Origin of the sequence: Vibrio tritonius (genome assembly GCF_001547935.1) — a bacterium.
Taxonomy (GTDB): domain Bacteria; phylum Pseudomonadota; class Gammaproteobacteria; order Enterobacterales; family Vibrionaceae; genus Vibrio; species Vibrio tritonius.
Genome location: NZ_AP014636.1, coordinates 1,337,039 through 1,361,977 on the forward strand (window position 1 = coordinate 1,337,039; position 24,939 = coordinate 1,361,977).

Annotated in this window: 20 protein-coding genes and 2 tRNA genes; 12 read left to right on the forward strand and 10 right to left on the reverse strand. The window is 44.1% G+C overall.

The genetic code is table 11. The features are described from left to right. Positions 1-13: 13 nt before the first annotated feature. The gene (locus JCM16456_RS21255; RefSeq protein WP_068718242.1) at positions 14-1,297 is read right to left on the reverse strand and encodes a 2-hydroxycarboxylate transporter family protein; all 1,284 of its coding nucleotides are present in this window, start codon (positions 1,295-1,297) and stop codon (positions 14-16) included. 247 nt (positions 1,298-1,544) lie between these two features. Between JCM16456_RS21255 and JCM16456_RS21260 the strand changes: the two genes are divergently transcribed. After that, positions 1,545-3,149, forward strand: coding sequence for an ATP-binding protein (locus tag JCM16456_RS21260; protein WP_068718244.1), 1,605 nt, complete (start codon positions 1,545-1,547; stop codon positions 3,147-3,149). A gap of 10 nt (positions 3,150-3,159) precedes the next feature. Further along, a complete protein-coding gene (locus JCM16456_RS21265; RefSeq protein WP_068719106.1) occupies positions 3,160-3,822 on the forward strand; it encodes a response regulator in 663 nt (220 codons plus the stop codon). Positions 3,823-3,962: 140 nt separating this feature from the next. Here JCM16456_RS21265 and JCM16456_RS21270 read toward each other — a convergent pair. From JCM16456_RS21270 to JCM16456_RS21285, 4 genes are all read right to left on the reverse strand, one after another. Continuing rightward, a tRNA-Cys gene (locus JCM16456_RS21270) sits at positions 3,963-4,036 on the reverse strand. Positions 4,037-4,285: 249 nt separating this feature from the next. Then, entirely contained in the window at positions 4,286-5,353 is a 1,068-nt protein-coding gene (locus JCM16456_RS21275; protein WP_068718246.1) for an extracellular catalytic domain type 2 short-chain-length polyhydroxyalkanoate depolymerase, read from the reverse strand. Positions 5,354-5,733: 380 nt separating this feature from the next. Continuing rightward, a complete protein-coding gene (locus JCM16456_RS21280; protein WP_068718248.1) occupies positions 5,734-7,134 on the reverse strand; it encodes a family 43 glycosylhydrolase in 1,401 nt (466 codons plus the stop codon). A 276-nt stretch (positions 7,135-7,410) separates the two neighbouring features. Then, the gene (locus JCM16456_RS21285) at positions 7,411-7,968 is read right to left on the reverse strand and encodes a DJ-1/PfpI family protein (protein ID WP_068718250.1); all 558 of its coding nucleotides are present in this window, start codon (positions 7,966-7,968) and stop codon (positions 7,411-7,413) included. A 489-nt stretch (positions 7,969-8,457) separates the two neighbouring features. Between JCM16456_RS21285 and JCM16456_RS21290 the strand changes: the two genes are divergently transcribed. Then, the gene (locus JCM16456_RS21290) at positions 8,458-8,877 is read left to right on the forward strand and encodes a winged helix-turn-helix transcriptional regulator (protein WP_068718252.1); all 420 of its coding nucleotides are present in this window, start codon (positions 8,458-8,460) and stop codon (positions 8,875-8,877) included. Positions 8,878-9,233: 356 nt separating this feature from the next. Further along, a complete protein-coding gene (locus JCM16456_RS21295) occupies positions 9,234-10,520 on the forward strand; it encodes a right-handed parallel beta-helix repeat-containing protein (RefSeq protein ID WP_068719108.1) in 1,287 nt (428 codons plus the stop codon). A 72-nt stretch (positions 10,521-10,592) separates the two neighbouring features. Here the strand turns inward: JCM16456_RS21295 and JCM16456_RS21300 are convergent, their stop codons facing one another. Both JCM16456_RS21300 and JCM16456_RS21305 read right to left on the reverse strand, forming a co-directional pair. Then, positions 10,593-11,354 (reverse strand): transporter substrate-binding domain-containing protein, encoded by a 762-nt coding sequence (locus tag JCM16456_RS21300; RefSeq protein ID WP_068718254.1) that lies wholly within the window; start codon positions 11,352-11,354, stop codon positions 10,593-10,595. 94 nt (positions 11,355-11,448) lie between these two features. Next, positions 11,449-12,342: a LysR family transcriptional regulator gene (locus JCM16456_RS21305; RefSeq protein WP_068718256.1), complete on the reverse strand. Its 894-nt coding sequence runs from the start codon at positions 12,340-12,342 to the stop codon at positions 11,449-11,451. Between the two features lie 210 nt (positions 12,343-12,552). Between JCM16456_RS21305 and JCM16456_RS21310 the strand changes: the two genes are divergently transcribed. From JCM16456_RS21310 to JCM16456_RS21320, 3 genes are all read left to right on the forward strand, one after another. Then, entirely contained in the window at positions 12,553-13,968 is a 1,416-nt protein-coding gene (locus tag JCM16456_RS21310) for a coniferyl aldehyde dehydrogenase (RefSeq protein WP_068718258.1), read from the forward strand. Positions 13,969-14,050: 82 nt separating this feature from the next. After that, complete coding sequence (locus tag JCM16456_RS21315; RefSeq protein ID WP_068718260.1) at positions 14,051-14,728, forward strand: type 1 glutamine amidotransferase domain-containing protein; 678 nt, start codon at positions 14,051-14,053, stop codon at positions 14,726-14,728. 397 nt (positions 14,729-15,125) lie between these two features. After that, positions 15,126-16,115 (forward strand): LLM class flavin-dependent oxidoreductase, encoded by a 990-nt coding sequence (locus tag JCM16456_RS21320; protein WP_068718262.1) that lies wholly within the window; start codon positions 15,126-15,128, stop codon positions 16,113-16,115. Positions 16,116-16,229: 114 nt separating this feature from the next. On the opposite strand, the gene hxpB is transcribed toward JCM16456_RS21320, so the two are convergent. Together hxpB and dalD are read right to left on the reverse strand one after the other, a co-directional pair. Next, the gene (hxpB, locus tag JCM16456_RS21325; protein WP_068718264.1) at positions 16,230-16,895 is read right to left on the reverse strand and encodes a hexitol phosphatase HxpB; all 666 of its coding nucleotides are present in this window, start codon (positions 16,893-16,895) and stop codon (positions 16,230-16,232) included. Positions 16,896-17,026: 131 nt separating this feature from the next. After that, positions 17,027-18,394, reverse strand: a complete 1,368-nt coding sequence (dalD, locus tag JCM16456_RS21330) for a D-arabinitol 4-dehydrogenase (RefSeq protein WP_068718266.1) — start codon at positions 18,392-18,394, stop codon at positions 17,027-17,029. A 217-nt stretch (positions 18,395-18,611) separates the two neighbouring features. Between dalD and JCM16456_RS21335 the strand changes: the two genes are divergently transcribed. The 5 genes from JCM16456_RS21335 (at position 18,612) to JCM16456_RS21355 (ending at position 24,700) form a co-directional block, all read left to right on the forward strand. Next, the gene (locus JCM16456_RS21335; protein ID WP_231894460.1) at positions 18,612-19,565 is read left to right on the forward strand and encodes a sugar-binding transcriptional regulator; all 954 of its coding nucleotides are present in this window, start codon (positions 18,612-18,614) and stop codon (positions 19,563-19,565) included. A 231-nt stretch (positions 19,566-19,796) separates the two neighbouring features. Further along, positions 19,797-21,920 (forward strand): beta-galactosidase, encoded by a 2,124-nt coding sequence (locus JCM16456_RS21340; RefSeq protein ID WP_197655228.1) that lies wholly within the window; start codon positions 19,797-19,799, stop codon positions 21,918-21,920. A 233-nt stretch (positions 21,921-22,153) separates the two neighbouring features. Next, positions 22,154-23,116: a transposase gene (locus tag JCM16456_RS21345; RefSeq protein ID WP_068718271.1), complete on the forward strand. Its 963-nt coding sequence runs from the start codon at positions 22,154-22,156 to the stop codon at positions 23,114-23,116. A 349-nt stretch (positions 23,117-23,465) separates the two neighbouring features. Further along, on the forward strand, positions 23,466-24,182 hold the full coding sequence (locus JCM16456_RS21350) for a DUF554 domain-containing protein (protein WP_068718273.1): 717 nt from the start codon (positions 23,466-23,468) through the stop codon (positions 24,180-24,182). 23 nt (positions 24,183-24,205) lie between these two features. Beyond that, positions 24,206-24,700, forward strand: coding sequence for a GNAT family N-acetyltransferase (locus JCM16456_RS21355; protein ID WP_197655229.1), 495 nt, complete (start codon positions 24,206-24,208; stop codon positions 24,698-24,700). A 5-nt stretch (positions 24,701-24,705) separates the two neighbouring features. Here the strand turns inward: JCM16456_RS21355 and JCM16456_RS21360 are convergent. After that, a tRNA-Cys gene (locus JCM16456_RS21360) sits at positions 24,706-24,779 on the reverse strand. Positions 24,780-24,939 lie beyond the last annotated feature (160 nt).

The window sequence follows — 24,939 nt, forward strand, 5'->3', positions numbered from 1 at the left end:
TACTTGGCCTTAATTATAAAAATAGCTGCAGAATAAAGGTGGCTAGAATAAGCATCAAAGCGCCACCAAGACGTGAAGAAATTTGAGCGAAAGGCATTAGGCCCATACGCTTACATGATGCAAGAACAGCTACGTCACCTGTTCCGCCCATGTTTGCCATACACAGACCACCAGTAATCGCAGCTTCAATTGGGTAGAAGCCCATCATACGGCCGATCAATGCACTACCTACTACGGCACCAATTACGGTTGAGAACACCATTAGTAGATTTGACAAAGTCAATGCAGCAGCAATTTGGTCAAGGTCTGTGTAAACCACACCGATACCTACCAGTAGCGCTGGCGTTAAATTGTCTAGTACGAACTTAGACCAAACGTGCGCAGCACGCTCAAGTTCACGAGGTAGAAGACCAGTTACTTTAAGAACCGCAACGAAGATGATCATTAAGGCAAATGGATGCATCTTGATGACAGTTCCAAGTAGCGTACCTACTAGGAACATAGTGATCGCTAGCAATGCACCAACACCTAGAGTTTGTACTGTAATAGAGTGTTTCTCATCGGTCTCTTCAGGTTTGTTTGCCTCACCAATGATCAACTGACCATTACCAGTCAATGAAGGGAACGCGTTACCCACTCGATGTAGAATACCCGCCGTCACGATAGCAATAGCGTTACCGATCGCCAATGCAGGAACCATTTTTGACATCAACATGTCGGTGTCCATACCGGTACTTCCGTGCATGATTTCCACTAGAGGAACAGCACCAGCACCCATACCGCCACCCATGATAGGTAGAGCAATCAGCATAACAGAGTTGAAGAAGCCTTCACCTAGCATTGCACCAACAACACCAGCAAACAGGAATGCGCAAGCTACGCCACCCAGAATCACAGGAATGTATTTGAACGCAGCCTTTTTAAGGGTGTGGCTGTCCATACCTAGGATAGAACCAGTCACCAAGCTTGCGATGAAGAAATTGAGGAAACCACCACTCTTCATAAAGGTAGTCACGGTTTTTACTGTTTCAGCAGGAACATAACCGCTGTGGAAAATGTAAGAAGAGCCGAAAATTACAACAATGGCGCCACCACCGAAGTATTGGTTCACAATAGGAGTTTTGTTGCCTATAGTATTTAGCAGGTAACCAATTACCGCCATAATACCAACGGCACCAATCATGCCTGATGGCATCTTATTTTGGATCGTTGCGAAAAGAATAATTAGTGCTGACAAGGCAAACACGATATTGATCGTTAGCTTATCCTTGGCAGAGATAGCAGTACTATTAAACATAACTTGCTCTCATGTAGGGTTGTTTTAAAATTTTCGCGGAGTTTAACAATTCCATAGCATCTGCATACTGAGTAGCGTAGTAATGTAACTATCCAATGCTTTTGAAACTTTTGTTCACGCAAGATGATGCGTTTGTGCGCACATTTAGCGTATTTTTCTTTGACTCATCCCAAAATGCTCCTCAAAATATCGCCCTTGGCGAATCGACCTCGCTTTTAACGAATAAACACTTCGGAAATACTGATAGATGAAACTGAAAAGCCACTTGGCCATTTCAACGATAGCGACCTCGTCCACCATCGTTATCGTGGTCACAACTGTGATTTTTTTTCTACTAAAGAACTTATATCAGGAAGGTTTACAGAACCGAGGTATTGAGCTGGCGAAAGTACTTGCTCAAGATTCCAGAGTGGTTGAAGCAACTCGCCTTAGTAATTTGGGGCAATCTCCTCATCTCAATGACTATATTGAACATATTCGTAGTCAAACCAGCGCATCCTATATCGTCGTCGTTAATCACAATGCCATTCGCCTTTCTCATAGCAATCCTCAACGGGTCGGTCACCATTTCGTCGGTGACGATATTCAAAGAGCGCTAACCAAAGGTGAAGCTTACAGCACAGTAGCCAAAGGCTCTCTTGGAGACGCAATTCGTAATTTTGTTCCGATAATCGACAATGGACAGACGATTGGTGCTATCTGTATTGGCTATCTTTCTGAACGAGCCTCTGCAATATTGTTAGAGCAATACGGGCATATCGGTGTGATGATTGCCGTAGTCTATTTACTGGCGATTAGCATGGTGACACTGTTCGTCTACAAAATGAAACGAACATTTCTTGATTATGAACCTGAATACATCGTCAACAAATTCAGTGAACATGAGCTCATTCTAAATTCCATCCGTGATGCGATTATTGCAGTTGATACCAATCTGAATATCACTACGATAAATAATAGTGCGATGAAGCTATTCGCCATCAATAACTATGGACGTCATGACTACGTTAACCAAGGGATCGCGCGTTATTCACTTTCACTCAGTCATTTGGTCATCTCAACACAGCAGCGTTTCCACCAAGGTGAATTTACCGTTGGCAAATTTTCATTTCGCGCTAATATTTACCCCTTACAAAGTCCAAATGGACAGATTGGCCACGTCATCGTGTTCTTCCCTAACTTAAATCAATCCCAGTTAGAACGAGAGCTGGTCTACCTAAAAAATTATTCTGAGCTGTTACGCAGCAAAACTCACGAATATTCCAACAAGCTTAATACGCTTTCAGGTATGCTGCAGTTGGGACGTAACAACGAAGCCATACGCTTCATACAGCAAGAAACCGACCAATATCAGTCGGTGATCAATGCCATTGTACGCAACGTATCCAATAGTGCTGTAGCGGGTTTACTGCTGGCAAAATTCAACAAAGCAAATGAGATGGGCGTGGAATACACCCTCGACCCAGACAGTATGCTGAGTAACTACGGAAAAACCGTATCTGATAAATTAGTCACAATTATTGGCAATTTAATAGATAATGCCCTGCTAGCCGCTTGGCAAAACCGTAATGAACGTGAACCAAAGGTTTATATTTATTTGAGCGACAGAAGTCGCCATCTCATCATCGAAGTCCAGGACACTGGCTCGGGCATAGATGATGCTATTTTTGACCACATTTTGGAATTTGGCGTTAGCTCTAAACAAGGCGACGAACAACATGGTATTGGTTTATACCTTGTTGGGCAGTTGGTGGACTACTTTGAAGGGACCATCGACTGGGAGCGCACAGAGAATGACACCACTTTATTTAGCCTGTATTTAGACAAGAAAAACATCGAGCAATATGACTAAAATCAGTGTAATGATCCTTGAGGATGACTTAAGGGCAAGCTATATGCTGGAATCAACTGTAAACCAAGATAGCGATTTTACTGTCGTCGCTGTTAGTGAGAGCTATGCCGAAGCACTGCAACAATACTCAATCTTCCAACCCTCACTAATTTTTGTTGATATCAACCTACCTGATGGCCACGGCATTGAGTTTATCCAACGCATGCGTAAGCAAGGTGCCCAATGTGATTTTATTATCACCACTGCGGATAGAGAAACGTCGACTGTTGAGAAAGCGGTGCATCTTGGCGTGAGTGACTACCTAGTGAAACCCATTCGGATTTCTCGGGTACACCAAGCATTAAATGATTACAAAGTGTATCGCGAGCAATTGCAAAGCAATACCACCGTAGACCAAGGTGACATTGATACCCTACTGCGAAAAACACCGCAGAAAGACGTCCGTCAAACCCCTAAAGGCATTGATGCAACCACCTTAGCCACCTTAAAAACCCTGTTAATGGAGTCTCACCTTGAGGAATTCTCCGCAGAAGACATCGGCGAACGAATGCAAGTCAGCCGCATCACCGCTAGACGCTACTTGGAGTTTCTCGAATCAGAAGGGATGGTGAATTTGGTTCTCAATTACAACACCGGGGGCCGCCCTCGCCGTCTGTATCGCTTAGTTTCTTAAAAGGCACTTATACCCAAGTAACCTCACATAGGGAAATCTCAAGGGGTTTCCTTATGTATTACAAGCCTTCTCTATTTATAGCAGGGAAAGGTGATACTGAATTTTAGGCATAAAAAAACCAGCCTAAGCTGGGGAGAGAATGGAGGCGCGTCCCGGAGTCGAACCGAGGTCCACGGATTTGCAATCCGCTGCATGGCCACTCTGCCAACACGCCTTAGGTCGTTACTTACGTAACTCTGTTGCCAAAAGTTCTTCGTGACAACGAGGCGTACTTTACGGATTTATCTGGTAGGGTCAACCATAAATTGCGTTTTTACGTTTAAATGCTTAATTAATGTGCCCAAGCGGCGGCGATAACAGCAACTTGTTTAACTTCTGCTCAGACACATCACCTCTTTCAATTTACGCCTTAGTCTTAATCGGGCTTCACGGTATCAACATACTTGTCATACCATGTGTCATCCTACATAGAAGCATGACGCGCACTGACTAATCGCTCTATCATTTTCTTTACTGCAACCATTTGTGGCGCTTGTTTGGTGTAATAATTGTAAGGCGGCATATTATCTGAGGTATAACCCCAAAAATCCCAACACCCATAAGGATTCATCTGTTCTTTCTTCACTTGCGGGAACAGCACCACCACTCGATTCGCATCAGCCGCTTCCATGTACCCCGTTTCTTTCACATACTCAGTACCGACCATAGCAGCCCCTTGCAAACAACCATGGAAAGCCACATGCACGCGACATTGTTCGGTTTCACAAGCTTTAGGAACATAAAGATAGCCGTGATCATCCAAGCTCACATCGATTTTGAAAAAAGGCCGTTGATCAAACTCAATAAGCGACCCAGATAACTGTGCTTCCGGCACCGATGGGTTGAGGTGACCATAGATCTGCTGCAAAATTTGTGAGGCTTGGTCTATCTGGCAGTTATTAATGTAAGGAGCTTGAGTTGAGCTGCACTGCACATCTTTTGGATGATTAGTAATAAAACCGTGCCCTGCCGACGTGCTGTTATCAAACCGAATTTGGCTGCTGGGCACACCCAATTGCTGATAGAAATCCGCAGCAGCTTGCACTACTCCCGGAACCACAACCTTATCGTTACTGCCTGAAAAGAGATACACGCGGTCATCACGCAAATTGGAAGGCGCATCAATAAGGCCATCTTTCGCTTTTACTTTCGCTAAATCGACTAAATAGTGAATATCTGGCAAGGTGGTGGAATACTTATCCGGATTCATACATTGGCTGATAGCGTTAAAAAGAGGTGCTGCATACACATTCGCGCCAGCACAATCCCATGGACCACCAGCGACGATACCCGCCCCAACCAACGATTGCGAATAGGCAACATGGAACTGTGCAGCCATAAATCCACCTGAAGACAATCCAGATACCGAGCTTTGGTTGGCATACGCGCCTAAAGCAGGCAAACGATCTTGTTCAATGGGGTCAATCCCCCACGCAGCCTCTGAACTAAGACACAGGCTAGTGAGTACAGCAATTAAAGCCAATTGATTCATTTTACTCTCCCTTAGTACGGGTACTGATTGAACCCGTCAATATTAAAGTTGACGCATATCTAAGGAAAAAAAAGTGAACTGCTTTACGAAATGAATGGAATATAAAGAAAAAATCGACCTCGGTTTTATGGCAGTTTTTACCCATATCACAGTAATTTTCAGATTACACACAATCCAATGTGTTTATCTATCCTCAAGTAACCTCAAGATGCTGTTTCAGTGAATACAAGTCGCCCTTTAACCGTTCATCAAAAAGCCCTTTTTGTCATCCCTGACAAAAAGGGCCTGCTTATCATAAACCGCCTGATTAACAGGGCTGGTGCATTATGATGCCTAAATAACCTCGAGGTGCTTGGTATGGCTCACATACCGTGAGTTCGTTAATATTTTGGCCAACCGTCACTGTCCCAGTTCAACTTGCTGATCAACAGCTTAGAAGTACCATTGTCGGTTGCATCATAGGCGTGTCTGACAATGACGTCGGTATTCAAAATGTCTTGACCGCCTGGACCAACCCACTGGGAATTACCAGAGTCAAGAATAGAAACGTGTCCATCCGTCATGTTCAAACCAGATTTACTCACGTAAGGTCCAGTAATACTGGTTGAGCGCCCATAGGCAATACGGTACGTACTATCGACACCACTACAACATTTACCGATAGAAACGAACAGATAATAGTAACCTTGACGATAGATAATCGTTGGCGCTTCGATACCACCAGAGCGAGCGGCCAATGAATAAATAGGGCCAAACGGTTTCATGGTTTCTGGGTTAATACGCGTTAATTTGATGCCGGAGAACCAAGACCCAAACACCAACCATGGGGCACCATCTTTCGCCACCACCAAATCGGGATCTATCGCGTTATAGTCATCAGAGGCGGTAGTATTAATCACTAAACCATCATCTTCCCAATCACCGGTGGCAATGCTACTTGCTGAGGTTAAACCAATCGCAGAGGTATTATCGCCAAATGAAGAAATAGCGTAATACATCCATGCACGGCCATTATAAAACCGCAGATCAGGCGCCCACACATCTAGGCCATCATTTTTGGGAACATAATTTTGCCACCAACTCAATCCATTAGGAAAAATATTCTGTGCATCTTGCCACGTTAGAGCATTTGTGGAGTATTTTCCCGCAATGCCATCCCCTGTTTGGAACACCCACCAAGTACCGTCTTCATAGGCAAGAGTTGGATCGTGAGTCACCAAACTCCCACTCAGATTCCAGTGATCTTCCGCTCCACCAGTTTCTGATGGATCATAAGGCGTTGATTCAACGTTTTTGGTTTTGGTTAAACTCCATAATTGAGCATCGTTACCGGTGTAAGTCCATTGCTCAACGTTTGCACCATTACTGGTATCAAAGTTATATAAATCGAGAGCTTTCCCACTGTTAACATTGATAAAGCTTACGTAATTACCGTTAGTTTTTATCGTCCACAATTGTGTTGTACCACCGCTGTATTCCCACTGTTCAACGTTACCGCCATTTTGGGTCGAATACTCATACACCTCTAACGCCTTACCACTGTTCAAATTAATCAAAGAATATTGGTCATTACCTTGATTAGTGACGAGCCACTTTTGCGTGTCATTACCTGTGGAGCCCCACACAGCCACATTCGCTCCATCGGTGGTTAATGCACTGGTCGTTTCCAAATATTTACCACTGACTTTAGAGGTAATGGTATATACCCCATTATCGAGCGCATAAGCCTGATAGCTTATTCCCGATAGGCTTAGGAATACCGTACATAATACCTTTTTCATTCTATTTCCCCGTGTATATGAATTCATTTCTCTAGGGTAGCGATAAATAACTATCTTGTTTTTATTTTTAAAAGAAAAATATTATTTTTTACCAAAAGATAAAATTACCACACCATTTTAAAAATAATTATATTAATAGTATAGCTATATAAAAAACACAAAGTAACAACAAGAATCTTTAACGGGACAATAAAAGGAAGAGAGAGAGACATATCTTGATCTTTGGCAAATAAAAAAACGGGCTAAACAGCCCGTTTTTTTTAATGCGTAATGCAATTAAAACAGTGCGACGAACTGTTTTAGCATTTCTGAGTGTGCAGGCCATGCTGGTGCTGTCACGAGCTTGCCGTCAGTCACTGCTTGGTCAACCGCGATATCAGCATAAGTTGCACCTGCAAGTTCAACTTCTGGACGACACGCAGGGTAAGCTGACACGTTTTTGCCTTCGATAACTCGCGCAGCAGTCAAGATTTGTGCGCCATGGCAAATAGCCGCTACAGGTTTGTTTGCAGTAAAGAAATGTTTAACGTAATCAAGTACGTTCGCATCCAGACGTAGATATTCTGGAGCACGACCGCCTGGCAAATAAAGGGCATCGTAATCAGCAAGGTTGACGTCAGCAAACGTCGCATTTAGCGTAAAATTGTGACCACGTTTTTCAGAATAGGTCTGGTCACCTTCAAAATCGTGGATAGACGTCGGAATTGCGTCACCCGCTTTTTTATTCGGACATACAGCATCGACTTCGTGTCCCATCGCGATTAACGCTTGGAAAGGTACCATGTTTTCGTAATCTTCTACAAAGTCACCGGTAATCATTAGAATTTTAGCCACTGAATATCTCCGTGTTAGTTATACAAATTTGCGTTGCAACATAGGTTGCAGTCCACACAATAGCCTGTGTTGATCTCACCCTTGTTCACCAAGGGCCTCTCATGGTGGGCAAAACTACCTTAACTGAGAAATTTCATATGCACAGTGTTTGTAATAATTTGTCGACAATGTTGGAATCAACATCACGTAACTTATTGATGCATCTACAAACTACGGGTTGATAAAAACATAGATAGAAGAAATAGGTCAAGGTGAATGTGTTGAACAGCCTAATTGCGCGTTCGCTCTTGTCTCAAGATCACATTCTTAAGCATTGGCTGTTTATCAATTGAGCAACTACAACATATGTTAATCATCAAGATGATTAACCGCTTATTAGTTACAATGTCACCAATAGCGGCAAAAAAGTGGAATCATTGAGTGACCACTTAATAGCAGCGATGTATACTTAACGAAGTATTTTCTTCACGTTTTGTTAGGAATGGAATCATGTCTTCCGTCACCAAATTGCCGGTAAAGCATCATCGCTCTTCTCTACTTGACCAAGTCAAACAAGGTAATGTTCTAGAGAAAGAGTGCCCGTCTCGGGAAATTTTACGCGATGTCACCAACCGTTGGGGTGTGTTGACCATTTTAGCATTAACTGGCGACACGCTACGCTTTAGCGAACTACGTCGTAAAATCAGCGGGATAAGTGAAAAAATGTTGTCACAAACCCTACAAGCTTTAGAAGCTGATGGGTTCGTCAATCGTATTGCCTACCCTGTTGTACCACCACACGTAGAGTACTCCTTGACGCCATTGGGCGAAGAAGTGAGTGTAAGAGTACAAGAATTAACGGGGTGGATTGAAGATAATCTACCCTCAATTTTGCAGCATCGCCGCGAATATCAGGCTGACAACAACTGAGTCTAATAAAAATAGCGGTTCGGCACTGGCTTATACGCCGGTGCCTACGACACCTAATGAGCAATGAGCGCTCATCCCCAAGCAATATAGCACTAACTTAACCCGCCCCGAGTGATAAAACCCAAGTAACCTCAAGATGCAGCCCTAAATTCTGTATCTTGAGGTTACTTGAGTATTTGATTAGACACTGTTAATTAATATCACGATTTATGTTTTATCTTAAATTAATAGTGACAACGATCCAAAAAATGAAACATCGGTTTTTTAATATTCGACCTTATATATAGTTCCTTCTATGGTATAGAAAATTAATAACACATGGGTCAATTATGAAATTTAAAATTCTATCTTTATCAATGTTATTAGCTTTTAGTAATATTTGTATAGCTAAAAATCTATATATTTCTCCAAACGGTTCAGATAACAACTCTGGTACACTTTCATCTCCATTAAAAACGATAATGGCGGCACAAACCGCAGCCTCGTCTGGTGATACTGTTTATATCCGTGGTGGAACTTATTATTTAGATGATTCGAATATAACTCAGTATCAAAGTGTTCGCGCGATCGTCAATAATATTACCAAAGACAATATCAGCTATATCAACTATGGCTCAGAACGTCCGGTGTTCGACTTCTCAAATGTCAAACCTGAAAATTATCGCAATACTGCTTTTATGGTACGAGCAGATAACTGTGTGTTTAAGGGCTTTGATGTGGTTGGCGTACAAGTGACTATTGATGATCAACACACCCAATCTGAAGCCTTTATGGTCAACAAAGGCAGTGGTAACCGTTTTGAAAACTTAGCTATTCATGACGGCATGGCGATTGGTTGGTATTTGGTAGCAGGCAGCAACAACTATGTTCTGAATGTGGATGCTTACAATAATCAAGGCTTAAATAGCTACTCTAACGGTAATGTTGATGGCTTCGGAGCGCACCCAACATCTTCATCTTATACCGGTAATGTGATTAGCCATTCACGCGCTTGGTTTAACAGTGATGATGGCTTTGACTTAATCAATGCCGATGCAGCCGTTACCATTGAATACAGCTGGGCGTTTTATAATGGCTACGATCAAGATTTTAACCGCATAGGTGATGGTAATGGCTTTAAAGCTGGCGGCTATGGAAGTAATGGCAGCACTCCTCCAAGCGTTATCCCTCGTCATACTATTCGTTACAACTTAGCCGTGCGTAACAGCTCTGCTGGATTTTACGCTAACCACCATATCGGTGGGCAAAACTGGATAAATAATACCTCGATTCGTAACCAAAGTTCGAACTACAACATGTTATCAACGCTCGACGATAATGACACTGACGTTGATGGCTACGACCATTACATGCGTAATAACCTTGGTTTTGACGGCCATAATGAAGTTATCAATTTAGGTGACAGCACTGAAAATGACATTAGTTACAACTATTTCAACCTTCCAGTTACTATCACATCAAAAGATTTTGTTCGTTTGGATGAAAATGAATTGATGTATGCTCGCCAAGCAGATGGTTCACTACCTAAAATCAAATATGCACTACTTAAAAAAGGTAGTGACTTGATTGATGCCGGTATGGACATTGGTGATGATTATAATGGCACTGCGCCCGATCTCGGCGCATTCGAATCTGATTACTAACCATGCACAATCAAAACCACTAGAAACGAAAAATGCAGCCTACCGCTGCATTTTTCTCATTGGGGAATAAGGTTACATAAAATGATTTTGTTCCATTAATGTCTTATCTATCCCTTTTAGCTTCATATCGTCCATCACAAAGTTTACGGTATTAAGCAAACGCTGTTCGCCTTTAGGAATTAGATAAGTGAACTCACTTTTGGTAAATGGATTGTCTTTGCGCACCACATCAAACTTAGGATTGGTGGTGTGGTAAAATAGCGCTTCTGGTGTTTCGGTAATCATCACATCCACTTTGCCACTTAATACGGCTTCTGGCACATCAAGGTTATTTTCAAACGTTACATGGGTCGCTTTAGAGAGGAACTGCTTAGCAAAGGTTTCGTTAGTGCCACCAATGTTATAACCAACACGAACATTGGGCTGGTTCACTTTTGCTAAGGTATCAAATTTCATCGTGCGCCCAACCCGAACTAAAAATAGCTTACCAAAGGTCATATAACCTTGAGTCTGTTCCGCAGCCAGTTGGCGATCGATACGACGAGTAATCCCGCCCATTGCAATATCGTATTTACCTGAGCTGAGATCAGAGATCAGCCCTTTCCAAGTGGTTGGTACAAATTCCACTTTTACATTGAGTTGCTGGGCAAGATAGTTTGCGACATCAATGTCGTAGCCGCTGTAATTGGCACCGTCGTAGTAACTAAACGGTTTGTAATCTCCGGTCGTACCCACACGGATAGAACCCCGCTGTTGGATATCATCAAGAAGGTCAGCATGCGCCGCCAGTGACAGCAAAGACAACAATAAAACTACACCACGTTTGAGAGACATATTTCTTCCTTGGATAACGAATAACGCTGCCGATAATTTACAGCGAGTCGTTTATACCACGATTTATCTAACTAGCCGAGAGACGAAAAGAAATTTAGTCTTGCGTCGATTTTAAGCTCCACAGCAAAGTTTGCCGCGCATGCGCAATACGAGGTTGACGCAGCGCACTTGGCGCCCATGCCATGTAGTAACTCAGTTGGGTGTTTCCCACTGGTGCTTCGATCATTTGCAATTCACCAGAACGTAAGTATCCCTCACATAAAAAAGCAGGCATAACCGTCCACCCAAAACCACTAAGGAGTATACTTCTCAGTGCTCGCAAATCTTGGCTCACTACCGATGGACTCGCCATATCTATGCGGATCTTGTTTTTATTAAGCCAACTGTCCATCACAGAAAGTTCTAAGTTGTAAGTCAACATAGGCTCTTGCAACAGTGCCTCAGCAAAAATATCAGCTTGCTCTATCCGTGCAACCACCTGCGGCGCAGCAACCGCATACACAGGCACTGTCATTAAGGTTTCACTGCGCAGTCGTTTATCCGTAATTGGGTGGGCGGTAAAGCCAAGGTCGCAGTGCCCTTCCACCAGCATATTGTGGATCATATCGCCATCTCCACTGTGCATGCGCACACGAATCCCCGATTCAAGCAAGGGTAAGAGCTTGGGTGACACCACTTCAGCCAGAAAATCGGCATGACCAATAATTTGCAGTGCCCCCTCCATATTCATGCTACGGGCGCGAGCTTGTGCCAGTGCGTTTTCTACCGAATCCAATTTGTCGCCGATGTCATTGGCCAGTTCATCCGCCGCGGTGGTGGGTGTCACGCCGCCAGTCTCACGAATAAACAGCCGTCGCCCGACCGCCACTTCCAATCCATTAATGTGCTGTGACACCGCTGGCTGAGTAAGATTTAGGTTGCGCGCAGCAGCACTGATTGATTTCTGCCGATAGACTTCAACAAATGTTCTCAATCTAATCAACGACATAAAATACCCATAAATTTATTTATACCCCTCCTAAAATACCCTTGTTAGCCAACAAACGCCAGTTCCTTTAATCTACGCAGCAAGTCAGCCAAGCAGGGTAATCCTGCTGGACAATGAAATGAGTATTGCTCTGTTGATTCGTTTCATCGCTCACATGAGATGAACCATAAAACAAAGCAACAAACACAGCCTTCAATAAGGAGAGAGCAAATGTCAGCCACTCAAGCTCATAACGAACTGCGTACAATTCTAACCACAATGAAACGCGCTTCGATTCAAAATGGCCCAGCAACTCTTGCCGTGCGCCAAGACCGTCTACAACGCTCCATTCGTTTGATTAAAGAAAACTATTCTGCACTAGCACAAGCGATGAGCGACGACTTTGGTCACCGCAGCACTTATCAAGCGCTGCTCGCAGATATGGTAACCACGGTCAAAATGCTGCAACACGCTCACGATCATGTTGAGCAATGGATGCAACCTAAAGTGATTGAAGGGTTAGACGGTCCAGAAGCATGGATCGAGCAACAACCACTGGGTGTTGTTGGCATCATCAGCCCTTGGAATTTCCCGATTAACTTGGCGTTTGGTCCATTGGCAGGTGTGTTTGCCGCAGGTAATACAGCCATGCTTAAACCATCAGAATTGACTCCACTCACCTCTGAGTTACTGGCAGACCTGATTGGTCGCTACTTTGACCCAATGGAGCTAGAAGTGGTGCTCGGTGATGCGGATGTGGGTCGTCAATTCAGTGCTCTGCCTTTTGACCACTTAGTCTTTACCGGCAGTACAACGGTGGGCAAACATGTGATGCGTGCGGCGGCGGAAAATCTCGTTCCTGTGACTTTGGAATTGGGCGGCAAATCACCGGTTGTGGTTGACGAGGCTTTTGATCTCACGACGGCAATTGAACGCACCCTAACCATCAAAACCTTTAACTCTGGTCAAATCTGTCTATCACCGGATTACTTGATGATTGCCCAAGGGAAAGAGACACAATTGGTCAACAGTGCCAAAGCGTTTATCGAACAGAGCTTTGCTCACATTCAAGATAATGCGGATTACACATCGATCATCAGTGATCGCCACTATCAGCGCCTCATTCACTTACTCAATGACGCGCAAGAAAAAGGCGCAACCATTGTGAATTTAGGCCCACAAGATGAACCGGGATTTGATGCTCAGACTCGCAAAATTGCACCGCATTTAGTGCTTAATGCCACCCAAGAGATGGCCATTATGCAAGAAGAGATCTTTGGTCCATTGCTACCGGTGATGACTTATGACCACTGGACTGACACCATTGATTTCATTAACCAACACGATCGCCCATTAGCTGCGTATTTCTTTAGTGACAATAAAGAACATCAAACTCAATTTGTGCAAAACACCACATCCGGTGCTTTGGTGATTAATGATGTGATGACCCATGCATCGATCGATGATCTGCCATTTGGTGGTGTGGGTGCATCCGGTATTGGTGCTTACCATGGTGAACACGGTTTCCGTCAGTTTACTCACGCAAAAGCGGTGGTACGCCAAAGCGAAGACGGAGCGTCAAACTTACGTTTACGTGCACCATATCAAGATAACTTAGGATTACTAAAAGCCTTTTTGGACGCTTAACCCAAAAACTGCAGGCTTTACTAATGCTCCCATTAGTGACTCCCATTAATAACGAATAGAAAGATAAATAACGAGGAACAACATGAAAATTTTAATGGTACTGACTTCACATAGCGATCTAGGCAACACAGGGGCTAAAACTGGCTTCTGGCTTGAAGAGTTCGCCGCACCTTATTACACCTTTAAAGACGCTGGTGCTGAGCTAGTGCTGGCATCTCCTGCGGGCGGTCAACCACCGCTAGATCCAAAAAGTGATTTAGCCGATTTTCAAACTGAGCTGACGCATCGTTTTAAAGCCGACCCAGACGCACAACATGCATTGGCCACTACCGTCACTTTAGATTCGGTCAAAGCAGAGGATTTCGATGCTGTTTTCTACCCTGGCGGTCACGGTCCACTATGGGATTTAACACCATCACAAACCTCAATTGCGCTTATCGAACGCTTTAACGAGCTAAATAAGCCAATGGGATTTGTGTGTCACGCGCCTGCTGTACTGCGTAACGTAAAAGGTACCGATGGTCAGCCGCTCATCAAAGGTCGCACGGTAACTGGCTTTACCAACGGCGAAGAAGCGGGTGTTGAACTTACCGACGTTGTACCATTTTTGATTGAAGACGAATTTATTGCCCTAGGCGCTGATTATCAAAAAGGCCCTGATTGGGCACCGTTTGTGGTCACTGATGGGCAATTAGTCACAGGTCAAAACCCAGCCAGTTCTGAAGACGTTGCAAAAGTTCTTCTGACTAAACTGGCTTAATCATTCGGTTTTGTGAGACAAGTTTGTGCTTCCACTTCACTCGAACATCGTTTTGCTGTGAAGTCGAAGTCAACTCTTACGCCTTGTGCTTGAGTCGCGCAGGGCGTAATCCACTGCTGGTGTCACGCTACCAGCAACACCCTATACGTGGTAAAGCCTATTAATCCAAGGTGTTAATCAACGAATAGGTGTTCGACATCAATGTTACACCGAATGTTACACTGAATGTCCCACTGCCTAACCCCATTATTGGCTAGGCAGTTTTCTTTTTATGCCACTTACACTGCTTGCTTGCGTTTAACGCCCTCTTTGACAGCGCTCATCAAGAGACTCATTTCTACACGAACAATATCATGGCATACTGCCCGAACAGACAATAAAAAGGAGAATAAAACGAATGACGTTTCCTCCCATTTCCGTGCTCGATTTAGCCCCTGTCATTGAAGGCGCTGATTACGGGCAAACATACCAACGATCTGTCGAACTCGCTCAACAAACAGAACAACTTGGCTACCAACGTTTCTGGTTAGCAGAACACCATAACATGCCCGATATTGCCAGTGCAGCGACCTCAGTACTAATTGGCCATATAGCTGCTCACACCAAAACGATGCGTATTGGCTCTGGTGGGATTATGTTGCCCAATCATGCCCCATTAGTGATTGCCGAACAGTTTGGGACGCTCAATGCGCTTTATCCTGGGCGGATTGACCTTGGCCTTGGTAGAGCTCCTGGCAGCGATTACGCCACAATGCATGCGCTACGACGTGATCCAGAAAGAATGGATCCGGAATTTGATGAATTGTTAGAAGAGCTGCAATTTTTTATGGGGTCAGTTTCTGCCGGACAACCAGTCGCGGCCTATCCGGGCTCTTACTCTAACTTGCCAATTTGGTTGCTGGGTTCAAGTACCTACAGTGCACAATTAGCTGCATTAAAAGGATTACCGTTTGCCTTCGCCTCCCACTTTGCACCGGATGCGATGATGCGTGCGTTAGCTTTATACCGAGAACATTTCACTCCATCAGAAACGCTGGCAAAACCCTACGTGATGATTGCAGTCAACATCACCGTGGCTGAAACAGACGAGCAAGCTCAATACTTGGCGACCACGGAAAAACAGAAATTTCTTGGCATGATCCGCGGCAAACGCGCCAAATTGCCCAAACCCGTCAGCAGCATGGAGCCACTTTGGCAACCCCATGAAAAACTGCATGTCGAAACCCAGCTACGCGAATCGATCATTGGTTCCCCAGACACCGTTCGAGGTCGCCTATTAGATTTGGTCGAGCGCACTCAAGCAAATGAAATCATGGTCAATAGCTTAGTGTATGACCAACAGCAGAAACTCAAATCTTATCAGTTGCTTGCCGATATCATCCGCTAAAAAACCAATCAACACTTGTGGCGAGTCTCGACTCGCCCTTTTTGATCCGTAGTACCACGCTATCGCGCGTTGATCATCCTACTTTGATTTCCGCCAACTCATTACCGCCAGCGCTTACAAAAACAGTTGCTCTTCTTGCCCTTCGCAATACGCCACCACTTCATCAAGATGATAAAAATGAGCATCCGCAATCATAAACTTTTCTGCTTGGCACTGCTCGCAAACGACAAACGTGGTCATCTGTGCATTTTTTGCCGCCAGCACACCGTTGTAACTGTCTTCAATCACGATGCATTGATCGGTCGGCACATCCAATTTTTTCGCTGCTGTTAAGTAAACATCGGGGTGTGGTTTACCGTGTTCCTCATGTTCGGCGCTACAAGTAATATCAAAGTAGTCCCAAAGGTCAAGCTTATTAAACACCGCTTCAATCACGCTTTGGTTCGATGAAGTCGCTAGCCCGATTTTGAGCTTCAGTTCATTGAGATACTCAAGTAGCTCGTACACACCTCGCATCGGTTTGCCTTGCTCTGCAATTAATTGGTGAAGATGCTTTAATATGCTGACTTCAAGCACTTTCGGGTCGATATCAAGCTCATACAATTCACACCATGTTTGAGCAATTGCATCAACACGTTTTCCCATCGTATGTTGTTCACATTGTTTGGGCGTTACATGCACACCATAGACCGAAAGCGCCGCATCTTGTGCACGTTGCCAAAGGGGTTCGGAGTCGATAATAACTCCATCCATATCAAAAATAACTGCTTGTTTTTTCATGCTCTTTTTCTAGTTTAATCGGTAAGAAAAATGCCTTACCGGGTGATAAAATCCGACGCTATAGTTATAACAAAAAGCTGGCCGAATACACCGACCCGACCAGCGTCATTACTTGCCTATTGACACAACATTTAACTCAACAAGTTATAGACCGATTGAATTTTCTTACGCATCAATTGTTCAAACTCTGGACGATTAGCCAATTCGCCAAACAAAGTGACGTTAGTGGCATACAAATGAATCGGATCCTCTGCTTCATACATTTGATGCAAACTCTGTTTGTCTAACACCCCATCATAGTATTCGTAAGGCAACCTCCCTTTATGCCACTCTTGCATATACACGTAGTACATGGCCGGTAATACCGCGGTAGCACTAGGTTCACGCCCCTGCTCATAACATTCACGTAATGTTGGCGTAATCATCGCTGGTATTTTTGACCATCCGTCTGCAGATACACGTTGATTAGTGTCTTTGATGTGCGAATTAGTAAATCTATCTAACACTACGTCTCGATACTGTTCCAAATTAATCGACTCTTGCTCTAAACAAGGAATGACATCTCGTGTGACGTACTTATAAGCAATTTCACGAATAAAACCGGTTTGGGTACTTTCGTGAATGAACTTTTGCCCAATGAGAGTCCCCGTCCAAGCAATGCAGGCATGAGACACATTAAGAATGCGAATTTTTGCTTCTTCATAAGGTTCAACCGATTCGACCAATTCGACCCCTACGCGTTCGAGGTTTGGCCTTCCAGCGATAAACTTATCTTCCAGTACCCATTGAATAAACGATTCACACATCACTGGAGCATTATCATGAATGCCTGTCTTTTGAGCGACACGAGCAACCAAGTTTGGCTCTGGTTTAGGCGTGATGCGATCGACCATACAATTAGGAAACGTCACGTTTTCCTTTACCCACTCTAGAACCGTTAGATTTTGTGTGAGCACTAAAAATTCGTTCAGTCCATCACGGAAACGATCACCGTTATGCCGCACGTTATCACAACTGAGCAAGGTAACTGGGCCAGCATTTTCAGCAATGCGACGTTCGAGAATGCGAGTTATGGTGCCATAGATGGTTTCATGGCCACCTTTAAGGTCCTGTTTTAGGCTGGCATTATTGATATCAAGGCGATGTTCTGTATCTAGATAATAGCCAGATTCCGTTACCGTAAAAGCAATGACTTTGGTTTGAGCTTGAGCACCTTCGTTTATTAAAGGCTCAAGGTCAGGTTGCCAACGCAGCAATTTGTTGATCGACTTAATCACTTCATGATGACGTTCACCGCGAGGAGTCACGGTTTCAAGAATGTATTCACCATGTTGATTGATGAGAACTTCAACAGTGGCTTCACTGTCATTACGAATGTTACCTGCCGCGATGGTCCAGTCACGTTCGCCTGCGCGGAGTAGTTGATTGAAATACCATGCTTGATGCGCACGATGAAACGACCCAAGTCCGATATGTAGCCAAGTATAGAGAGTGTTCATTATTGTTATCCTCTTTCCGAATCACGGTTTGATGCTACAAAAACCCCACCCTCATTTATGAGCACCTAATCACACTAACATAAACAATTGACCACAACGAGAACAAATGACCAAATTTTGTGATTGCAGACAAATTTCTTCAGCGCGACAATAGGTTAAAACAGAATAAATCCAACCAAAGGGTTGCGTAATACGCAGTACAAGTGAGGAACAGAGTTTGAAAGACGAGGAAACACGGATCGACCAAATGGTTCGAGCCGCATGGATGTATTACATCTCAGGCAAAAATCAAAGTGAGATCGCTTCCCTATTAGGCACCTCCCGCCCTGTTGTGCAACGCTTACTCGCCAGCGCTAAAGATGAAGGTATCATCTCGGTTAATGTCAATCACCCACTCGCCTCATGTTTGGACCTCGCTCAGGCACTCAAAACCAAGTACCAATTTTTAGAATGCGAAGTGGTACCAGCATCTGTGCTCGACTCAACGGAAGAAGTATTAGAAAGCGTGACATTTGGCGGCTATCAATTAATGCAAAGACTCATCAGTCCTCAGCCGAGCAAAATCATTGGTATCGGCTCAGGGATGACACTTAAACGAACGATCAACCGCATAGAATTTATCCACGAAAGCTGTGAATGTGTCGCCCTCATTAGTGGTATGGCTAAGGATGGTCACTGTAACTATTACGATGATGTTCCATTGCTGTTGGCCCAGAAAATCCAAGCGAGATATTATCAATGGCCATCGCCACGCCACGCATTATCTTTGGAAGATCACCAAATTTGGCAACGCCACCCTATCTATTGCAGTGTGTTAGCAAAAGCAAAGAAAGCCGACATCATTTTTATCGGCGTTGGAAGCATGGGAAAAACCGCTCCAATGATGCATGATGGCTTCATTACCTATCAAGAAAGCCAACAGCTGGAATCTAGCGGTGCAGTTGGCGAAATATTAGGTCGCTTTATTGATGCGCAAGGCGAAGTGCTCAATTGCCATAGTAACTCCCTCATCACCAGCCATGATATTCGTGAAACCCACTGCCCGAAAATCGCGATTGCCTGCGGCGAAGAGAAAAGAGCGGCCATCTTAGGGGCAATACGCGGCGAGTGGATCAATGGGTTAGTCACGGATGAGTTGACGGCGAAGTGGCTTTTACAACAGATAAATTAAATAGAACCTAAGGAACTTTAACCACCATTGTGACTTCTCCCATGGATAGCTTAGAAAAAAGCTTTTACTCTTAAACCTTGGTTGCAATAACGCATTCACTGTATGTCAATTGGGATTATTCCCTCGTTAAAGCAACTCACTCAGGATTGTAACTGTAAAGGCAAAACCTGAAACGTTCGCAAAAATGCGCCTACGTTTCAGGTTTTTTTTCGTCTAAAGGCTAAGAGAATCATGATGATAAAAAACACCCTACCCCTTCTTACCCTATTAATTAGCAGCAGTTTTACCGTTCATGCTATCGAACCAAGCCATGTGGATATCCCTTATTTTGGCGTGGCATACTACACAGAATACATGCCTTATGAACGTCTCAGCAAAGACATAGAAATGATGAAAGCAGCGCACATTAATGTCGTGCGCATCGGCGAATCTACTTGGGCCACAATGGAACCCGAAGAGGGGCAATTTGACTTTTCTCCGCTGGATAAAGTCCTCGATGCGATGAGTGAAGCAGGAATTAAAGTCATCATTGGCACCCCGACCTATGCGATACCATCGTGGCTTGCAAAAAAATACCCTGACGTGCTTGCAGTCACCGCATCTGGACAAAACAAATATGGCGCTCGGCAAAATATGGATATCACTAATCCTCATTACCGTTACTACGCTAAGCGCATCATTAATAAGATGATTGCCCACGTTGCTAATCATCCGGCTGTGATTGGTTACCAAATCGATAACGAAACCAAGCACTATGGCACCAGCGGCCCAGAAGTACAAAAGGCCTTTGTCTCTTATCTTCAACAAACCTATCCCGACATCAACGCTTTTAACCGCGAATTTGGCCTCGATTATTGGAGTAACCGTATTGCCCGTTGGGAAGATTTTCCTGAAGTCCATGGTTCCGTGTTTGATACCCCTACTACCTCAATCAACGCCAGCATTACCGCTGAGTTTGCTAAGTTTCAACGTCAATTGGTGACCGATTTCCTTCAATGGGAAGCGGATTTGGTGAATCAATACAAACGACCAGACCAATTTGTCACCCAAAACTTTGACCTCGATTGGCGTGGCTATTCCTACGGCCTACAATCAAACGTCAACCACTTTAAAGCCGCTAAAGCCGTTGATGTCGCCGGGATTGATATTTACCACCCAACCCAAAATTTGCTTACTGGCACCGAAATTTCTTTTGGTGGTGATATGGCTCGCTCGATGAAAAATGGCAAAAACTATTTTGTTATCGAAACCGAAGCCCAAGGGTTTGCCGAATGGACACCTTATCCAGGACAGCTACGTTTGCAGGCATATAGCCATTTAGCCAGTGGCGCAAATATGGTGGGGTATTGGCATTGGTCATCGACTCACAATGCTTTTGAAACCTATTGGAAAGGACTACTTAGCCATGATTTTGAGCCTAATCCTACCTATCAAGAGGCTGCGCAAATTGGCGGCGAATTTGCTCAATATGGCAAACAGTTAGCCAACTTAAAAATCCACCATGACACCGCTATTTTGGTGAGTAACGAAGCGCAAACAGCGTTTAACGAATTTCGTTTTGGCTGGGGAAACCAAGAAAAATACAACGATATTCTGCGACCATTTTACGATGCCTTATATCGCATGAACGTCGGCGTTGATTTTATCAGCCCAAGCACCTTAGCGGAGCAAATTAAGCACTACAAATTAGTGGTTGTCCCTGCACTTTACGCCGCTTCGGATGAGCTATTGGAGCAGCTTAATCGTTACGTTGAGCAAGGTGGACATGTGGTCTACACCTTTAAAGATGGCTTTAGCAATGAACATGTTAAAGTACGCTCTAGCCACCAGCCTGGCATCATTAATGCCTCTGCAGGTGTTTATTACAGCCAATTCGTTAAACCAGAACATGTTTCGTTAACAGGCGATTTGTTTGGCGTTGACCCTGCCGATGTTCAAATAAAATATTGGATGGAATTGGTTAAACCTACCACGGCAAAAGTATTGACTCACTATCAGCATGCCGCTTGGGGAGATTATGCCGCCATCACAGAAAATCAATATGGCTCTGGTTTAGCAACCTACATCGGCTTTATGCCAGGCGATAAACTGTTGGAAGGTATCTTGGCCGATGCAGTGAAAAAAGCTGGCATTCACACACCAGCCCAAAGCAACCACTTCCCTGTCATAGTCAAAAGTGGCATCAATGATGAAGGACATAGCGTGCACTACCTGTTTAACTATTCAGATAAACCGATACAAGCACAATATAACTTTCCTAATGGTAAATCCTTATTCGACGCACAAGAAGTGGCTCAAGGCAGCCATGTGAACCTCCCTGCCTGGGGTGTTTCTATCATCATCGAACAAAAATAGGTTGGGGACACACACCCTTTCTAAAGTAGGTCGAGGACACTCACCAACTTTAAAGGAAATAGAACAAAATAGAACAAGGACACTCGCCCTTGTTCTATTCACATTTTTGGCTCATCCATACAAAACATCGCCAGTGATTCTTTGAAGTGTCTCCAGTAATCACTTCCACTCTCTTTTGCGCACTTCAGTAAATCGTCACGCTAAGGCTTTCTATTTTCTCGGAGTCACAACGCATGACCACTGCCCGTTCACAGCTGATTTGTCCTGACATAACGCCGTATTATCACTGTGTGTCTCGCTGTGTTCGTCGCTCGTATTTGTGTGGTATCGATAGTCTCACCGGAAAATCTTACGAGCATCGCCGAGATTGGATTGAGCAGCGCATTCTTAGCCTTGCCAATGTGTATCTGATTCAAATCTGCTCTTATGCAGTGATGAGCAATCACTACCATCTTGTTGTGCAAATTGATAAAGAGCGCGCTCTTGCTTTATCTGACTTGGAAGTGGTTGAACGCTGGCACACAGAGCACCAACTGCCACCACTTATTCAACGTTGGTTAGCAGGAGAAATAAACTCGGACACAGAAAAAGAAGCGTGCAATCAATTTATTAACGAGTGGCGAGAGCGACTTTATTCGCTCAGTTGGTTTATGAGAGAACTAAATTACGACATTGCCGTTCAAGCCAATGAAGAGGACCAATGTACTGGCCGTTTTTGGGAAGGACGATTCAAATCTCAAGCGCTACTCGATGAAAAAGCCTTACTGGCAGCGATGGCATATGTCGATTTAAATCCTATTCGAGCCAAGATGGCCGACACGCCTGAGCAGTCTAACTTCACCTCAATTAAAGCGAGACTCACGAGTTTAGAGAAAGGAAAAATCACCACACCATCGCTCGCCAATTTCATGGGCTACGAGCATCAAGATAAGACTCAAGGGATCCCCTTTAGACTCAGTGATTACCTTGAACTAGTTGATTGGCTTGGCCGACAAATAAGGCCAGATAAGCCCGGCTATATCGACAACGCTCAACCGGGTATACTCACCAGGCTTTCGTTAGATCAAACGGACTGTTTGGCACTTTGTACCGAGCTAGAGAAAAAGCCCCGCGTTTGGGTTGGAACCACAGCACGTTTACAGCACGCCAAAATTGCTCTGAATAAGAAACGAATGGTCGCGCTGCATATTGCGTAATATCTTAGCCTCAGTATTTTTTATTAAACCTTCCAGCAGTAGTTCTTTTAGAACAACATATTGAAACCCACCTATTTCGAATCACGACAATTCAACCGTTAGTCATTCAAACAAACCTGATTCGCCTGATGAGCCAGAAAACAAGCAATATTTTGAATTTATAACACATAGATGTGTGTCCTGCTTATCCCCCTATTACTTATGATGAGTGTCCTTGTTATATGCTTGTTATATTTTGTGCATTAGTTCACAATAGCGTGTCGCGTCCTCTTTCAATCGCGACATTCCATTCTCGTATAACGTCTGATTATACAATCTGTTAGAAACATACATTCAAGGATTTAGTTCAATGGTAGGACCATTTGTTAATGCGTCGGCAATCATTATTGGCAGCGTATTGGGAACGTTGTTTGGTAATAAAATCCCAACCAAAATGAAAGAAAGAATGCCCATGGTGTTTGGCTTAGCATCGATGGGAATCGGTCTTTCGATGGCGATAAAAGTTCAGTTGCTGCCAGCAGTCGTATTATCTCTTATCTTAGGTGCGGTCATTGGCGAGCTCGTTCACCTCGAAGAAAATATTAAGCGAATGGCAAATGGACTAAAATCGCTCATCACTCGCTTTGTTTCGCCGCCAAACAGCTCGATGACTCAAAATGCCTACATGGAACGCTTTATCTCAATTTTAATTCTCTTTTGCGTGAGTGGGACAGGTATTTTTGGTGCGATGAATGAAGGGATGACCGGTGATCCTTCTTTATTGATTGTAAAATCTTTTCTTGATTTCTTTACTGCGGCTATTTTTGCTATTTCGTTAGGACTACCCGTTGCAACACTCGCAATACCGCAAGTGTTCGTGCAAGTCGTGCTCTACTTTTCAGCCAATGCGATCATGCCACTTGCTACTCCAACTATGATTGCTGACTTTTCTGCTGTTGGTGGACTACTGGTATTCGCGACGGGTTTTCGTATTTGTGGCAGTATTGAGTTTCCTTTGGCAAACTTATTGCCATCACTCATCATCGCTATGCCTCTCTCTTCGGCATGGTTACATTTTGCTGGATAAAAAATCACAACAAAGGAGTCATTGTGACCGCTATTCGCCCCGCGACCGAACTGGATATTGATCGCATCGCAACCATTGAATTAATGGGTTTTCCTCAAGAAGAAGCTGCTTCTCTCACCTCATTTCAACAACGTTTCGCAGCGTTCCCCGAATGCTTTTTCGTTGCAGTTAAAGACGACATCGTCGTTGGTCACATTAATGGCTGTCGTTACCACGTGCCAGAACTGCCAGACATTCTTTACGCCGATGCACGCCAACATCAGCACGATGGCGCATATCAAACCGTGTTTGGGTTAGCGGTAGACCCTCAATATCAACATCAAGGTATTGCGCACCAGCTGCTTGATCATTTGATTACAGTAACAAAACAACGCGGAGCAAAAGGTTTAGTACTTACCTGCAAAGATGCATTAGTAGGCTTTTATGAACAGCATGGTTTTGTTTGCCAAGGAGTTTCATCATCAACACACGGTGGTGCTATTTGGAATGACATGCTGCTTGAACTTGAGCATGTTTAAAAGAATGGAGGCGCGTCCCGGAGTCGAACCGAGGTCCACGGATTTGCAATCCGCTGCATGGCCACTCTGCCAACACGCCTCAATAGATCCTCTCGATATGAGAGGGCTGCTACCTTAATGATTATTTTCTGTGAGTCAAACAAAAGTTGTCTTTAGGTCGAACAACTGCCGACATATTCGGCAGTTACGTTCAAATACCGAACAACTTGTGCACTTGTAAGCCTCTCGCATCCTCAGCG

Bases quoted from the DNA above. Each gene is read 5' to 3' on its own strand.
- JCM16456_RS21310 (WP_068718258.1), top strand. From the start codon at position 12,553: ATGTCAGCCACTCAAGCTCATAACGAACTGCGTACAATTCTAACCACA.
- JCM16456_RS21295 (WP_068719108.1), top strand. From the start codon at position 9,234: ATGTTATTAGCTTTTAGTAATATTTGTATAGCTAAAAATCTATATATT.
- JCM16456_RS21305 (WP_068718256.1), bottom strand. From the start codon at position 12,342: ATGTCGTTGATTAGATTGAGAACATTTGTTGAAGTCTATCGGCAGAAA.
- dalD (WP_068718266.1), bottom strand. From the start codon at position 18,394: ATGAACACTCTCTATACTTGGCTACATATCGGACTTGGGTCGTTTCAT.
- JCM16456_RS21350 (WP_068718273.1), top strand. From the start codon at position 23,466: ATGGTAGGACCATTTGTTAATGCGTCGGCAATCATTATTGGCAGCGTA.
- JCM16456_RS21265 (WP_068719106.1), top strand. From the start codon at position 3,160: ATGATCCTTGAGGATGACTTAAGGGCAAGCTATATGCTGGAATCAACT.
- JCM16456_RS21255 (WP_068718242.1), bottom strand. From the start codon at position 1,297: ATGTTTAATAGTACTGCTATCTCTGCCAAGGATAAGCTAACGATCAAT.
- JCM16456_RS21315 (WP_068718260.1), top strand. From the start codon at position 14,051: ATGAAAATTTTAATGGTACTGACTTCACATAGCGATCTAGGCAACACA.
- JCM16456_RS21340 (WP_197655228.1), top strand. From the start codon at position 19,797: ATGATGATAAAAAACACCCTACCCCTTCTTACCCTATTAATTAGCAGC.
- JCM16456_RS21345 (WP_068718271.1), top strand. From the start codon at position 22,154: ATGACCACTGCCCGTTCACAGCTGATTTGTCCTGACATAACGCCGTAT.
- JCM16456_RS21320 (WP_068718262.1), top strand. From the start codon at position 15,126: ATGACGTTTCCTCCCATTTCCGTGCTCGATTTAGCCCCTGTCATTGAA.
- JCM16456_RS21300 (WP_068718254.1), bottom strand. From the start codon at position 11,354: ATGTCTCTCAAACGTGGTGTAGTTTTATTGTTGTCTTTGCTGTCACTG.
- JCM16456_RS21275 (WP_068718246.1), bottom strand. From the start codon at position 5,353: ATGAATCAATTGGCTTTAATTGCTGTACTCACTAGCCTGTGTCTTAGT.
- JCM16456_RS21280 (WP_068718248.1), bottom strand. From the start codon at position 7,134: ATGAAAAAGGTATTATGTACGGTATTCCTAAGCCTATCGGGAATAAGC.
- JCM16456_RS21260 (WP_068718244.1), top strand. From the start codon at position 1,545: ATGAAACTGAAAAGCCACTTGGCCATTTCAACGATAGCGACCTCGTCC.
- hxpB (WP_068718264.1), bottom strand. From the start codon at position 16,895: ATGAAAAAACAAGCAGTTATTTTTGATATGGATGGAGTTATTATCGAC.
- JCM16456_RS21290 (WP_068718252.1), top strand. From the start codon at position 8,458: ATGTCTTCCGTCACCAAATTGCCGGTAAAGCATCATCGCTCTTCTCTA.